The following is a 12,178-nucleotide window of genomic DNA, read 5'->3' as shown; positions in this document are numbered from 1 at the left end:
TGGGGGGGGGGGGGGGGGGGGGGGGGGCCGCCCCCCCCCCCCCCCCCCCCCCCCCCACCCCCCCCCCCCCCCCCCCCCCCCCTCCCACGGGCTTCAGATGACGCCGCCGCCCAGTCCCAGCCGCCACATGGCCACGATGATCACGATGCCGTTGAGCACCAGGCCGGCCTTGGCGCGCCCGCGCTTCTCGCGCGAGGTCAGGGCGATGCCGATCGCGGCGATGATCGCGCCGACCGCGGCGAAGGGAATCAGGAACCAGTTGCCCCATCCAAGCAGCGGAATCAGAGCGAGCACCATCCACAGCATGGCGAAGATGCCCCAGACCAGGCTGATCAGTCCCATCGTCTTCCTCCGGTGCGGCGGGAATCGCCGTCGTTCGGGCGCAATATGCGCCCTGGCGCGTGGCGATCAAGTGCCGTGGACGCCGTCGATCTCCACGGCCAGTTCGCGCCGGCAGATGGCGGCGTGCAGCAGGATCCGCGGCACGCTGTCGCCGAAGCGGGCCTGCAGCGCCTGTTCGACCTGGGGCAGGTCGTGATCGTCGCGCACGTAGACCTTCAGTCGGCTGCTGGCGTCGAAATGGGGCGACAGCTCCGGGCGCCGGACGCGCGCGGCGCCGATCAGGCTGTCGAAATTGCGGAAAGTCTCGTCCAGCTGCGCCTGCAGTTCGCCGGCGTGCTGGGAGGCATGGCCGACCACCGCGGCCGTGCCGGAAATCAGCAGCGGCATGCCATCGGTCGGCGGCAGCATGGCGCGGGCGAAGCTCGGCGGCTGCGGTCCGTACTGGCGCGGGTAGCGGTACGCGCTGACCTGGCGCGGGTTCTCCACCGGCGTCCCGGGCATGCGCGCGGTCAGCCAGTAGACCTGGACCACGCGCTCGGCGTCGCTGCGGCCGATCGCGGTGGCGGCGGGCAGCTGCGTGGCATCGAAGTCGCCCAGCCCCTGTGCGCGACCGACGCAGAACTCGCGATAGCGCTCGGTGTCGCCTTCGCCCTGGGTGATCGCATCCAGGTAGTTCCAGACCCGCAGCAGGTGCGGAGTGCCGCTGGCCTGCAGGAAGCCGGTCATGCGCGCATAGGCGTGGCGGGCCGCGGCGGCGACGCCGATGGCGGCCTCGTCCACTTCGATCGCGCCGAACAGCAATTCGCCATCGGTCGCCCAGGCGATATCGCCTTCGCGTCCGCTATGGACAGGCGCGTTCGCGCGCCAGACTTCATATGGGGTGCTTCCGGACGGTACCGCGCCATGCGGTTGCAGCGGCACGCGCAGATAACGCGGGTCGTCGTACGCCGGCGCAGCGCTGCCGAAGCCGAGCACGGCCAGCACCGAAGCGTCGGCCAGCAGCGCCTGCGGCGAATCGGCATGTTCGTAATCGACCGCGAGGGCGGCCGAAAAGGAAGGCGTATGCGAAACCGGGCGGCTCAAGGGTTTCCCGCCTGGAGCGTGTCGCCGTCGAACGATTGTCCAATCTGGCGACGGCGCTTCAGCCAGCCGCGCACCGCGCGCGGCGCCATGGCCAGGGCATTGGCGGCGTAGAGCAGGCGGAAGATCCGCAGTCGTCGCAGTACGGCACGGTTGTCGAACACGTCGCCGGCGAGCATCGAAATCACCGCCTGCTCCAGCTGCCAGTCGTTGCGCGGATGCGCGAACAGATGCTGCATGACCGGCGTGGTGAAGCGATGAATGAACCAGGAGAAGTGCCCGAGGCCTCGCTTGAGCCGCTTTTCCATCGCCCGCTGCAGCGCGGATTCTCGGCCGGGCTCGCGCAGCGCCCCGTCGACGACCTCGACCGCACGCTCGGCGCTGTTCATGCCAAGGAAGACGCCGGACGAAAACACCGGATCGATGAAGGCGTAGGCGTCCCCGACCATCACCCAGCCCGGGCCCGTCATCCGGCTGCAGGTATAGGAATAGTTGCCGGTGGCGTGCACCGGCGCGATGCGTTCGGCATCGCCCATGCGCGCCCAGACCGAAGGCCTGGCCTGCAGCGTCTGGATCAGGAACGTCTCGTTGTCGCCGCGTCGCTGTTTCAGGTACTCGGGAAAACACACTGCGCCCACGCTCATCACGTCGTCGCGCAGCGGGATCAGCCAGTACCAGCCGTGCTCGAAGCGGTCCACGGTAATGTTGCCTGCATCCGCGCCGTCGCGACGGGTCACGCCCCTGAAATGGCTGAAGATCGCGGCGGACTGGTGCAGCCTGCTCCTGCGCTTGAGCTTGAGCTTGTTGCCCAGGAAGGTGTCGCGGCCGCTGGCATCGACCAGGTAGCGAAAGCGGAACGTGTGTGCGTTCCCGGCCTTGTCGCGCGCGAGTGCGGTGCGCGGACGATCGCCTTCGAACTCCACGCGCTCCACGGCTATTTCGTCGCGCGCATCCACGCCGTTGGCGCGTGCGTGGTTGAACAGCAGCTGGTCGAATTCCTCGCGCCTGACCTGGAAGGCGTAGCCGTACTGCGGATCGATCGCGCGTTCGAAGCGGAACACATGGGTGGTGCCGGCCTCGTCCGGGACCGGAAAGTCGGCGCCGACCTTGTGCACGCCGATCGCACGTACCTGTTCCAGCACCCCCAGCCGCTCCAGGATCGGCAGGTTCATCGGCAGCAGCGACTCTCCGATATGGAAACGCGGATGCCTGGCCTTCTCCAGCAGGACGACCTTCCAGCCCTTGCGTGCAAGCAGCGTGGCAGCAGTCGTGCCCGCCGGACCACCGCCGATGACCAGCACATCGGCGTCCTGCACTTGGGGTTCGGCGACCGGGAGGTTCGCTTCCTTGGCTTCGGTGGTCATCGATGACATGCGTGGTGAACCACGGCCCATACGCTAGAATTCGGGGCGCGAATGATAGCGCGCGGCCTGTGTGGCCCCTCCGTACCGCATCTCCGGGAACCCTGAATGTCCGCCCAAACCCCCGCCGAGCTCGAGCTCGCCCAACTGCTCGTGGAAAGCCTGAATCTGGACGGGGTGGATCCGGCGGCGATCGATCCGGAGGCGCCGCTGTTCAACGCCGGCCTGGGCCTGGATTCGATCGATGCACTGGAACTGGCGCTCGCGATCTCGAAGACCTACGGGTTCCAGCTGCGCTCCGAAAACGACGACAACAAGCGCATTTTCGGCTCGCTGCGCGCGCTCTCGGCGCATGTGGAGCAGAACCGGACCACCTGACGCGGTCGCGCCCGCACGCTCGCGTGCAGGCGCGGTCGCCTCCGCCGGACGCGCCATGACTCCGCCGTACTCCCCGCCCTGGCTGGTGCCGGCGCTGCGCGTCGCGCTGGCGATCGCCTATCCGTTCCTGGCGCACGCGGCGAGCCTGCGCGACAGCGGACCGCTGGCGGCCTGCGCGCTGGCGGTGATCGCGCTGATGGCGCTGGTCGAAGGCCTGCTGGCACGACGCGCGCGTGCATGGCTGGTCCTGCTGGTGATCGGCCTCGCCCTGGTCGGGCTGGCGCGCTCGTCCTATGCACAGCTGCCATTGCTGCTGGTGCCGGTGGCGTTCATCGGTCTGATCGGCTGGAGCTTCGGGCGAACGCTGCGTGCCGGGCGGGTTCCGCTCATCACCCGCATCGTCTCGGCACTCGAACGAAAAGCCCCCGATGCCCTGGAACCGGAGTTGCGCGTCTACACGCGCCGCCTGACCCTGGCCTGGACCGTGGTGCTGGCGGCGCTGGGGGCGTGCAACCTGGTGCTCGCCGCCATCGCGGTCCCCAACGGCCTGCTGGGCAGCGTGGGTATCGTCCCGCCGGTGGCAGTGACCGAGGCGCAGTGGTCGTGGTTCGCGAACTGGCTCAATTACGGACTGGTTGGCGGCTTCTTCCTGTTGGAGTACCTGTACCGCAAGCGGCGTTTTCCGGGGCGCTACCGCAATTTCGCGGATTTTGCGGGCCGCATGTCGCGGCTCGGGCCCGCGTTCTGGCGCGACCTGTTCCGCTGACGCGGCGAAGTGCGCAGGGCGTCACGGTATCCTTGGCGCTTCGAAACACATGGATCGAAGCCGAATGCGACAAATGGAACTGCGCACCACGTCCAGCCGCGCCCAGCAGGCGAAGGCACTGGCGTGGTCACTCTTCAACGGACTGCAATTCGCGTTCACCCTGTTATGGACCGCCGGCTGCATCAGCGCGGCGATGGCGGTACTGGCCATCACCGGGCGGCGCGATCTGCCGCTGCGCATGGCCTCGGTCTTGTGGGCGCCTGGACTGCTGGGCGGCGCCGGCGCCGACCTGGTGGTGGAAGGTGCCGAACACATCGACTGGTCGCGCCCGCACATGCTGGTGTCCAATCACCAGTCGGTGATCGATATCTGCGCGCTGTTCCGTGCCGTGCCGGTGCCGCTGCTGTTCCTGCTCAAGCAGGAAATGACCAGGGTTCCGTTCGTGGGCTGGTACGCCCGCGGCATGGGCATGCTGTTCATCGATCGCGACAATCCTCGCGCCGCGCCGGCGGTGCTGCGCAGTGCTGCGCAGCTGGTCAAGGGCGGTGCCCAGCTGTGCATCTTCCCGGAAGGCACGCGCAGCCGCGACGGCGCGGTCGCCCCGTTCAAGGGAGCGGCGTTCCAGTCGGCCATCGATGCCGGCGTGGACGTGCTTCCGGTGGCGCTGGAAGGGACCGGCGCGGTGCTGCCGGCGGAGGGGTTCTTCGCGGTCCGGCCGGGCACCATCCGGGTGCGCTTCGGGCAGCCGATCGCCACCGCCGGCGAGGGCGCGATCGGGCAGCGCCAGGCGCTGGCACGCCGCGCGCATGACGAGGTCGTTGCGCTGCTGCGCCGGCGCCCGGCAGCCTAGCCAGACTCACGGCAGCCACGCTCGCCCACCCGCCCGCGGCCGGCTCCGGAGCACGACAAGGCTTTGCCGGCGGCGTTGCTAAGCTGCTCGAATGCATTTCCCCGTACCCGTCTCCGTCCCTGCGGACCACCGCTGCCTGCCGGGGCATTTCCCCGGGCGCCCGCTGGTGCCAGGCGTGGTGATCCTGGATCGGGTGATCGCCGCCATCGAAGCGGCGAACGGCACGCTTGGCGGCCTGCGCCTGCCGCAGGTGAAGTTCGTGCGGCCGCTGCTGCCGGAACAGGCAGCCACCATCGAGCTCGAAGGCGAGCGGCCGCGCTGGCGCTTCCGGGTCCTGCATGCCGACGGCGCGCTGATCGCCAGCGGCGAAGTGGTGGCGGTATGACCGACTGGAAGCAGCGTCCCGAAGGCGGGGGTCGGTTCGCGATCTGGCTGATCCGTTCGATCGCGCGTTACGGTGGCCGCGCCGTCGCGCGGCTGTGCCTGTATCCGATCACGGCCTACTTCACCCTGGTGCGCGCTCCGGAGCGTCGTGCGTCGATCGAATACCTCACCCGCGTGCTCGGTCGCCCGGCCGGCCTGCGCGACGGTGCGCGCCATGTGTACACGTTCGCTTCCACCATCCTGGACCGGGTGTTCCTGCTGGGCGGCCGCATCGACGCCTTCGACGTCGCGCTGCACGGGCTGGACGACATCCATGCCGCGCTCGACCGCGGCAAGGGCGTGCTGTTGTTCGGTTCGCACCTGGGCAGTTTCGAAGTGCTGCGCGTGCTCGCACGCAGGCGTCCGGAGTACACGATCCGGGTGGTCCTGGACAAGCAGCAGAGTCCGGTCATGACCCAGTTGCTGGACGAGCTGAATCCCGAGATCGCCTCGGGGGTGATCGATGCCAGCCAGGACGGGCCGTCGATCGTCATGGCGATCCATCAGGCCTGCAGCGCGGGCGCCATGGTGGCGATGCTGGTGGATCGGGTGCGCGGCGACGAGCCGAGCCTGCCCGCGCCGTTCCTGGGCGCAGAAGCCCGTTTTCCGACCGCGCCGTGGCTGATCGCCGCGGCACTGAAGGTGCCGGTGGTGCTGGGCTTCGGCCTGTACCGCGGCGGCAACCGTTACGAACTGGTCTTCGAATCGTTCGCCGACGGCATCGAGGTGCCGCGCGGACAGCGCGCGGCGGCGTTGTCGGCACTTATCCGGCGTTACGCATCGCGGCTGGAGACTTGCGCCCGCTCGGCCCCCTATAACTGGTTCAATTTCTATGACTTCTGGCAACCGCACCCCGACGATGCGCGCGCGCAGCCACACGCTGCGCCTGTGCTGGATGATGCTGCTGTCCAGCGCCGTACTGCCGTGGGCCGCCGCGCAGCCGGCGGTTGATCAGCCGGCGCAGGTCGATGCCGGGTGGGTCCTGGCGCGGCTGGCACGGCCGGCGCCGATGCGTACCAGCTTCGTCGAGGTACGCGAGTCGCGGCTGCTGAAAGAGCCGCTGCGACTGTCGGGCGAGTACCTGCGCCCGCGCGAGGACACCCTGGTCCGGCAGGTACGCAGTCCCTATCTGGAGACCACCACGATCGTTTCGTCCAAGGGCGACGCCGGCCAGGCGACGATCGAGCGGGCAGGCAAGTCGCGGACCTATTCGCTGACCCGCGTGCCCGAACTGGCGAGCCTGCAATCGAGCTTCGGCGCGATGCTCGCCGGCGACCAGGCCAGGCTCGAACGCGATTTCCGCATCGCCTCGCAGGGCACCCGGGCGCGATGGACCCTTGTGCTGACGCCGAAGGACGCCGGGCTGGCGACGCGGCTGAAGCAGATCCTGCTGTACGGGCGCGGCGCCGAACTGCGCTGCATCGAGACCGTACCGGCCAAGGGCGTCGAAGTGCAGCGCACGCTGCTGGCCACGGCGGCGCGCGCGGCCGGCGACGAGGCCGATGCCGCGGCGCTGACCGCGCTGTGCCAGGGCGAAACCGGGTAGCGCGTTCGGCGTCACTCTGGAAGCAGCCTGTGGGAGCGGCTTCAGCCGCGATCGCCCTGTTCGTCATCAGGTGCAGGCAATCGCGAGCAAGCTCGCTCCCACAAGTCATCCGTCCGTGCAATCCGGCTCCAGTGGCGACACTGCGGGCTGCTAGTCTGATGCGATGCCCGCCCGCGTCGAACCTGCCGATCGCAACAACCTCCATGCCGCGCGCGCGGCGGATGATCTGCGCACGGGGAGTATTGGGCTGGCATGAAGCCGTTCGCTGCCAGAACGAGGATCGCTTTGGCCCTGCTGTGGCTGGCGCTTCTGGCCGTCGCCGGCTGGGCGATTTCGCAGCGGCTCGAGCTTAGCGGCGATCTGCGCAAGTTCATGCCCGCCCGCGATATGCCGGTCGATCGCGACCACCCCCATGCCGCGCGCGCGGCGGATGATCTGCGTACGGGGAGTATTGGGCTGGCATGAAGCCGCTCGCTGCCAGAACGAGGATCGCTTTGGCCCTGCTGTGGCTGGCGCTTCTGGCCGTCGCCGGCTGGGCGATTTCGCAGCGGCTGGAGCTCAGCGGTGATCTGCGTAAATTCATGCCCTCCGCCCAAACCCCTGCCCAGAAGCTGCTGATCGACGAACTCGGCGAAGGCCCCGGTTCGCGCCTGCTGCTGGTGGCGCTGTCCGGCGCCGATGCGCAGACCCTCGCCGCGCAATCGCAAGGCCTGCGCAACGCGCTCGCGGACGATCCGAAGTTCACCCTGGTGTCGAACGGAGAGGCTGCGCTGGAGGCGTTTCCAGAGCGCCTGCGTGCATACCGCTACCTGCTGTCGCCCACGCTCGATGTCCAACCATTGGATGCGGACTATCTGCGCAGCGAACTCGACCAGCGCCTGCAGGACCTGGGGTCTCCCGCCGCGGGACTGATCGAACCGCTGCTGCCCTCCGATCCCACCCTGGAAACCCTCAAGCTGGCCGAAAGCTGGCAACCGGCGCACGCGCCAAATCGGCTGCACGAGGTGTGGTTCGACCGGGCGGGCCGGCAGGCGCTGCTGGTGGCCGAAACCAGGGCCGCCGGCTTCGACCCCACCGGCCAGGAAACGGCTGTGAACGCGATCCGGGCCGCGTTCGCCAAGGTGCGAGGCGATGCGTCGACCCAGCTGGCGATGACCGGGCCGGGCGCGTTTTCGGTGGAGATCGGCGGGCGGACCCAGCGCGAGGCCGGCTGGATCGGAATAGTCGACACCATCGGCCTGGTGTTGCTGCTGTGGATCGCGTACCGCAGTTGGAAGGCCCCGCTGCTCGGCGTGCTGCCGCTGGCGAGCGCCGGGCTCGCAGGACTGGGCGCGGTGGCGCTCCTGTTCGAGGGTGTGCACGGCATCACCGTGGCGTTCGGCTTCACCCTGATCGGGGTGGTGCAGGATTATCCGATCCACTTGTTCAGCCATCAGCGCGCCGGGCTTTCGCCCTGGAACAACGCGCGCGCGATCTGGCCGACGCTGGCCACCGGCGTGGTGTCCACCTGCATCGCCTACGTCACCTTCCTGGCATCGGGGGTGGAGGGGCTCAAGCAGCTCGCGGCGTTCACTATCGCCGGGCTGCTGACGGCCGCGCTCGCCACGCGCCTGTTGCTGCCTGCGCTGATCGATCCGGCGCCACGCGATCCGGCCGCATCGCGCCGGCTCGCAATCCTGTGGCGGCGCATCGCCGCGATCCCGCGCCCGCGCTGGTCGCTACTGGCGCTGGCTGTGGCCGCGGTGCTCGTGCTGTGGCTGCGGCCGGGCGCGTTCTGGCAGAACGATCTGTCCAGGCTCACGCCGGTGCCGCCCGCGGCGATGGCGCGCGACACCGCGCTGCGCAGCGAACTGGGTGCGCCCGACGTGCGCTACGTGCTCTCGCTGGAAGGCCCCGATGTCGAAACGGTCCTGCAGGCCTCCGAGCGCCTGCGGCCGGCGCTGGACGCGCTGACCGCCCGGCGGGTCATTGCCGGTTACGACCTGGCCGCGCGCTACCTGCCGAGCGCCGCGACGCAGCGCGCGCGGCAGGGGCGGTTGCCTACGCGCGCACAGCTCGCGCAGTCGCTGGAGCATGCGCTGTCCGACAGTCCGTTCCGCACCGACGCCTTCGCCGATTTCGCCGTCGACGTGGAGCGCGCGCGCAGTGCCACGCCACTCGCGCCGCGCGATCTTGCTGGAACGCCGCTGCACGCGACCATGGCCGGCCTGCTGTTGGAGCGTCCGGGACACGCGACCGCGCTCGTGTCGCTGACCGGCCTCACCGATCCTGCGGCAGTGGCCACCACCGCCGCCGCGAACGGCGCGCAGCTGCTCGACCTGAAGCAGGCCTCCGAATCGCTGGTCGCCAGCTATCGCGAGCGGGTCCTGCTGGCGCTGACGGTGGCCGCGGTGCTGCTCGCGCTCACCGTCTGGATCGCGCTGCGTGCGCCGGGCCGGGTCGGTCGCGTCCTGCTGCCGATGGCGCTGACCACGCTGCTGATCCTGGCGGTGCTGCGCGGCTTCGGCGTCGAACTGAACCTGTTCCACCTGGTAGCGCTGATCCTGGCGGCGGGCCTGGGCCTGGACTACGCCTTGTTCTTCGACCATGCCGGCGAGGATTACGCCGACCAGCTGCGCACCCTGCACGCGCTGATCGTGTGCAGCCTGATGACCCTGCTGGTGTTCAGCCTGCTGGCGCTGTCCTCGATCCCGGTGCTGCGCGCGATCGGCAGCACGGTGGCGCTGGGCGTTGTGATCAACTTCGTGCTGGCGCTGCTGGTCTCGCGCCGCGCCGCGAGCGCTTACCCCGGGCGACTGACGTCAAGCCGCCGCAGCGGCCCCGGACAAGGGGCGGCCTAAGCGAAACACTGGCTCGCCGGATCGCGTGTCGCGACTCGCGTCGCACCTACAATGCGCCCATGATCGACCGCGACACGCTGCTCACGCTGATCCCGCACCAGGGCGCGATGTGCCTGTGGGATGAGGTGATCGAATGGGATGCGCAGCGCCTTCGCTTGCGGACGCACAGCCACCGCGATCCATCGCATCCGCTGCGCAGCGACGATCGCCTGCGCGCGTTGCACCTGTGCGAGTACGGCGCCCAGGCGATGGCGGTGCACGGCGGATTGCGCGCCCGGGATGGCGGCGGCAAGGCGCCGCCCGGCATGCTCGTGGCGCTGCGTGGGATCGCGCTGCATGTGGCGCGCATCGACGATCTGCCCGGCGACCTCGAAGGCGAGGCGGAGGTCCTGATCGAGGCCGAGGATAGCCAGCAGTACGCCTTCCGCATCCGGCATGCGGGCACACTGCTCGCCGAAGGCCGCGCCGTGGTGATGTTGCGCCAAGGTAGCGACGCGGCCTGAGGCCGCCTCGCTTCACGCCGCGCGCAGTGCAAGCGACAATCTCCCCATCTTCCGCTCGTGGACACTCGCATGCCCTCCAGCCCGATGCCGCGTCGCGCACTCGTCACCGGCGGCAGCGGCGATCTCGGCGGTGCGATCTGCCGGCAACTGGCAGCCGACGGCTTGCATGTGATCGTCCACGCCAATGCCAACCGCGCGCGCGCCGATGCAGTAGTCGCCGCGATCCGTGAGAACGGCGGCAGCGCCGAGCCGGTGGCGTTCGACGTCGCCGATGCTGCAGCCGCGCACGGCGCGATCGAAGCGTTGCTCGCCGATGGGCCCGTGCAGGTCGTGGTCAACAACGCCGGCATCCACGACGACGCACCGATGGCCGGCATGTCCGACAGCCAGTGGCGGCGCGTGATCGACGTGTCCCTGCACGGCTTCTTTCACGTGACCCAGCCATTGCTGCTGCCGATGGCGCGTACCCGATGGGGACGGATCGTCAGCATCTCGAGCGTGGCGGCGGTGCTCGGCAACCGCGGCCAGAGCAACTACGCCGCGGCCAAGGCCGCGTTGCACGGCGCATCGAAGTCGCTGGCGCGGGAGATGGCCAGCCGCGGCATCACCGTCAACGTGATCGCTCCGGGGGTGATCGCCGGCAGCATGGCCGAGGCGAGCTTCTCGCCTGAACAAGTCAGCCAGATGGTGCCCGCCGGGCGCGCTGGCACCCCCAAGGAGGTCGCTGCGCTGGTCGGCTTCCTGTGCTCGGACGCCGCCGGCTACATCAACGGCCAGGTGATTGGCGTCAACGGCGGCATGGGTTAACTCCCATTCGGGTTTTCCTGCCGCGGATCACGCCGTCTACGCGATCATTGCGGATGATCGAACCACTCATCGATTCCTGGAGAACCGTCATGGCCGGTTTGTTGCGCTGTCTGGCCCTGTCTGGCCTGTTGCTGCTGGGCGCCTGCGCGAGTTCCCACATGCTCACCGGAACGCCGCGTCCGCCGATCTCGCCCGAGCAGGTGCGCATCTACTACGCGCCGCCGCCAGGCGCCTACGAGGAAATCGCGCTGCTCGACGTGAGCAGCGGCGCGTTCACCTACGGCGAGCAGAACAAGAACAATGCGGTGATCAAGCGGCTGAAGAAGGAAGCGGCGAAGCTGGGTGCGAACGGCGTGGTGTTCGGCGGCACCGCACGCGGCTACGGAGGCGGCGGAGTGAACGTCGGCGCCGGCGGGGGCCGCATCGGTCGCCACAGCTATGGCGGCGTCGGAGTCGGCGTGGACATCAGCCCGGAGCAGAAGTACGGCCACGGCACTGCGATCTACGTGCCCAACCCGCCGCCTGAGCAACCATGACCCTGGAACATTCGCGGCGTCGCTGGTGCGCTGCACGGAGTTGAGTCGAAAGCGAAGACTGCATCGGTCGACGCCGCAGCGTACGGCAATTTGGCGATAATCGCCTGGCGCGGCTTCTTGCCGCGTTCGATCCACCATGCGCCCACGTGGCGCGTTCATCCCAGGGGGAAATCATGAACCGAGTGTATGTGGCCGCGGTGCTGACGCTGTGTTTGTCCACGGCCTGTATCGGCGCAGCTCGGGCGCAGGCGCTGCAGCTGCAGCGGCCGGTGCCTTACGCAGAAGACAACGACATTTCCGACAACATCAAGACCGAGTGCAAGATCAACGAGCAGCTGGCCGACTTCGTCAAGCAGTACGCGGGCGAAGACGTCGAGTTCAGCGACGGCCCGGTCGATACCGCCAAAGGTCGCGCGCTGCAGCTGGAGATCCTGGATGCGGTGAGCATGGGCAACGCCTGGATGGGCCACCAGAAGTACGCCAAGGTCAAGGGGACGCTCTACGAAGACGGCAAGAAGGTCGCGAGCTTCAAGGGCCGCCGCAACTCGATGGGCGGCGCATTCGCCGGTTACAAGGGCTCGTGCTCGGTGCTGGGGCGCACGGTCGAGGCGCTGGGCGAGGACATCGGCGCCTGGCTCAAAGCGCCGCAGGATGGCGCCAACCTGGGCGACTGACGAGGAATGATCCCGCAAGCGCCCCTGGCGGGCGCTTCTTATGCCGCTTCGCCGTACCACTGGCGCGATCGC

15 protein-coding genes are annotated in these 12,178 nt (G+C 69.0%); 12 read left to right on the top strand and 3 right to left on the bottom strand.

Going from position 1 to position 12,178, the window contains the following annotated elements; genetic code table 11:
• Nucleotides 1–93 precede the first annotated feature (93 nt).
• The 3 genes from MC380_RS06920 to MC380_RS06910 all read right to left on the bottom strand — a co-directional run bounded on the left by MC380_RS06920 (nt 94) and on the right by MC380_RS06910 (nt 2,786).
• Nucleotides 94–342 carry a hypothetical protein gene (locus tag MC380_RS06920; protein ID WP_242102323.1) on the bottom strand — a complete coding sequence of 83 codons (249 nt, stop codon included), beginning with the start codon at nt 340–342 and terminating at the stop codon, nt 94–96.
• Between the two features lie 66 nt (nt 343–408).
• Complete coding sequence (locus MC380_RS06915; RefSeq protein ID WP_343223547.1) at nt 409–1,425, bottom strand: pteridine-dependent deoxygenase; 1,017 nt, start codon at nt 1,423–1,425, stop codon at nt 409–411.
• Complete coding sequence (locus MC380_RS06910) at nt 1,422–2,786, bottom strand: NAD(P)/FAD-dependent oxidoreductase (RefSeq protein WP_242163869.1); 1,365 nt, start codon at nt 2,784–2,786, stop codon at nt 1,422–1,424. The genes MC380_RS06915 and MC380_RS06910 overlap by 4 nt, the downstream gene beginning before the upstream one ends.
• A 105-nt stretch (nt 2,787–2,891) precedes the next feature.
• On the opposite strand from MC380_RS06910, the gene MC380_RS06905 reads away from it, so the two are divergent.
• From MC380_RS06905 to MC380_RS06850, 12 genes are all read left to right on the top strand, one after another.
• Entirely contained in the window at nt 2,892–3,161 is a 270-nt protein-coding gene (locus MC380_RS06905; protein WP_242163867.1) for a phosphopantetheine-binding protein, read from the top strand.
• 55 nt (nt 3,162–3,216) lie between these two features.
• Complete coding sequence (locus MC380_RS06900) at nt 3,217–3,927, top strand: ketosynthase (protein WP_242163865.1); 711 nt, start codon at nt 3,217–3,219, stop codon at nt 3,925–3,927.
• 73 nt (nt 3,928–4,000) lie between these two features.
• Entirely contained in the window at nt 4,001–4,777 is a 777-nt protein-coding gene (locus tag MC380_RS06895; RefSeq protein WP_242102327.1) for a lysophospholipid acyltransferase family protein, read from the top strand.
• Between the two features lie 91 nt (nt 4,778–4,868).
• Nucleotides 4,869–5,162, top strand: a complete 294-nt coding sequence (locus MC380_RS06890; RefSeq protein WP_242102328.1) for a hypothetical protein — start codon at nt 4,869–4,871, stop codon at nt 5,160–5,162.
• The gene (locus tag MC380_RS06885) at nt 5,159–6,151 is read left to right on the top strand and encodes an acyltransferase (RefSeq protein ID WP_242163863.1); all 993 of its coding nucleotides are present in this window, start codon (nt 5,159–5,161) and stop codon (nt 6,149–6,151) included. The genes MC380_RS06890 and MC380_RS06885 overlap by 4 nt, the downstream gene beginning before the upstream one ends.
• A complete protein-coding gene (locus MC380_RS06880; RefSeq protein WP_242163861.1) occupies nt 6,060–6,746 on the top strand; it encodes a LolA-related protein in 687 nt (228 codons plus the stop codon). The genes MC380_RS06885 and MC380_RS06880 overlap by 92 nt, the downstream gene beginning before the upstream one ends.
• 252 nt (nt 6,747–6,998) lie before the next feature.
• Nucleotides 6,999–7,211 (top strand): hypothetical protein, encoded by a 213-nt coding sequence (locus tag MC380_RS06875; protein WP_242163859.1) that lies wholly within the window; start codon nt 6,999–7,001, stop codon nt 7,209–7,211.
• Entirely contained in the window at nt 7,208–9,586 is a 2,379-nt protein-coding gene (locus MC380_RS06870) for an MMPL family transporter (protein WP_242163856.1), read from the top strand. The genes MC380_RS06875 and MC380_RS06870 overlap by 4 nt, the downstream gene beginning before the upstream one ends.
• Nucleotides 9,587–9,645: 59 nt before the next feature.
• On the top strand, nt 9,646–10,089 hold the full coding sequence (locus MC380_RS06865; protein ID WP_242102332.1) for a phosphotransferase: 444 nt from the start codon (nt 9,646–9,648) through the stop codon (nt 10,087–10,089).
• Between the two features lie 69 nt (nt 10,090–10,158).
• The gene (gene fabG / locus MC380_RS06860; protein WP_242102333.1) at nt 10,159–10,896 is read left to right on the top strand and encodes a 3-oxoacyl-ACP reductase FabG; all 738 of its coding nucleotides are present in this window, start codon (nt 10,159–10,161) and stop codon (nt 10,894–10,896) included.
• 89 nt (nt 10,897–10,985) lie between these two features.
• Nucleotides 10,986–11,432, top strand: coding sequence for a hypothetical protein (locus MC380_RS06855; protein ID WP_242163854.1), 447 nt, complete (start codon nt 10,986–10,988; stop codon nt 11,430–11,432).
• Between the two features lie 173 nt (nt 11,433–11,605).
• Entirely contained in the window at nt 11,606–12,106 is a 501-nt protein-coding gene (locus MC380_RS06850; protein ID WP_242163852.1) for a hypothetical protein, read from the top strand.
• Nucleotides 12,107–12,178 lie beyond the last annotated feature (72 nt).

This window comes from Lysobacter sp. M15 (genome assembly GCF_022662515.1).
GTDB lineage: Bacteria > Pseudomonadota > Gammaproteobacteria > Xanthomonadales > Xanthomonadaceae > JAKPBU01.
Note: the sequence above shows the minus strand (reverse complement) of the source record. Positions and strands in the feature narration are given on the sequence as shown.

Excerpts from the sequence above, each read along its gene's own strand:
- MC380_RS06910 (WP_242163869.1), bottom strand. The coding sequence starts at position 2,786 with ATGACCACCGAAGCCAAGGAAGCGAACCTCCCGGTCGCCGAACCCCAA.
- MC380_RS06875 (WP_242163859.1), top strand. The coding sequence starts at position 6,999 with ATGAAGCCGTTCGCTGCCAGAACGAGGATCGCTTTGGCCCTGCTGTGG.
- MC380_RS06870 (WP_242163856.1), top strand. The coding sequence starts at position 7,208 with ATGAAGCCGCTCGCTGCCAGAACGAGGATCGCTTTGGCCCTGCTGTGG.
- MC380_RS06920 (WP_242102323.1), bottom strand. The coding sequence starts at position 342 with ATGGGACTGATCAGCCTGGTCTGGGGCATCTTCGCCATGCTGTGGATG.
- MC380_RS06900 (WP_242163865.1), top strand. The coding sequence starts at position 3,217 with ATGACTCCGCCGTACTCCCCGCCCTGGCTGGTGCCGGCGCTGCGCGTC.
- MC380_RS06855 (WP_242163854.1), top strand. The coding sequence starts at position 10,986 with ATGGCCGGTTTGTTGCGCTGTCTGGCCCTGTCTGGCCTGTTGCTGCTG.
- MC380_RS06850 (WP_242163852.1), top strand. The coding sequence starts at position 11,606 with ATGAACCGAGTGTATGTGGCCGCGGTGCTGACGCTGTGTTTGTCCACG.
- MC380_RS06895 (WP_242102327.1), top strand. The coding sequence starts at position 4,001 with ATGGAACTGCGCACCACGTCCAGCCGCGCCCAGCAGGCGAAGGCACTG.
- MC380_RS06880 (WP_242163861.1), top strand. The coding sequence starts at position 6,060 with ATGCGCGCGCGCAGCCACACGCTGCGCCTGTGCTGGATGATGCTGCTG.
- MC380_RS06905 (WP_242163867.1), top strand. The coding sequence starts at position 2,892 with ATGTCCGCCCAAACCCCCGCCGAGCTCGAGCTCGCCCAACTGCTCGTG.
- MC380_RS06890 (WP_242102328.1), top strand. The coding sequence starts at position 4,869 with ATGCATTTCCCCGTACCCGTCTCCGTCCCTGCGGACCACCGCTGCCTG.
- MC380_RS06885 (WP_242163863.1), top strand. The coding sequence starts at position 5,159 with ATGACCGACTGGAAGCAGCGTCCCGAAGGCGGGGGTCGGTTCGCGATC.
- MC380_RS06865 (WP_242102332.1), top strand. The coding sequence starts at position 9,646 with ATGATCGACCGCGACACGCTGCTCACGCTGATCCCGCACCAGGGCGCG.
- fabG (WP_242102333.1), top strand. The coding sequence starts at position 10,159 with ATGCCCTCCAGCCCGATGCCGCGTCGCGCACTCGTCACCGGCGGCAGC.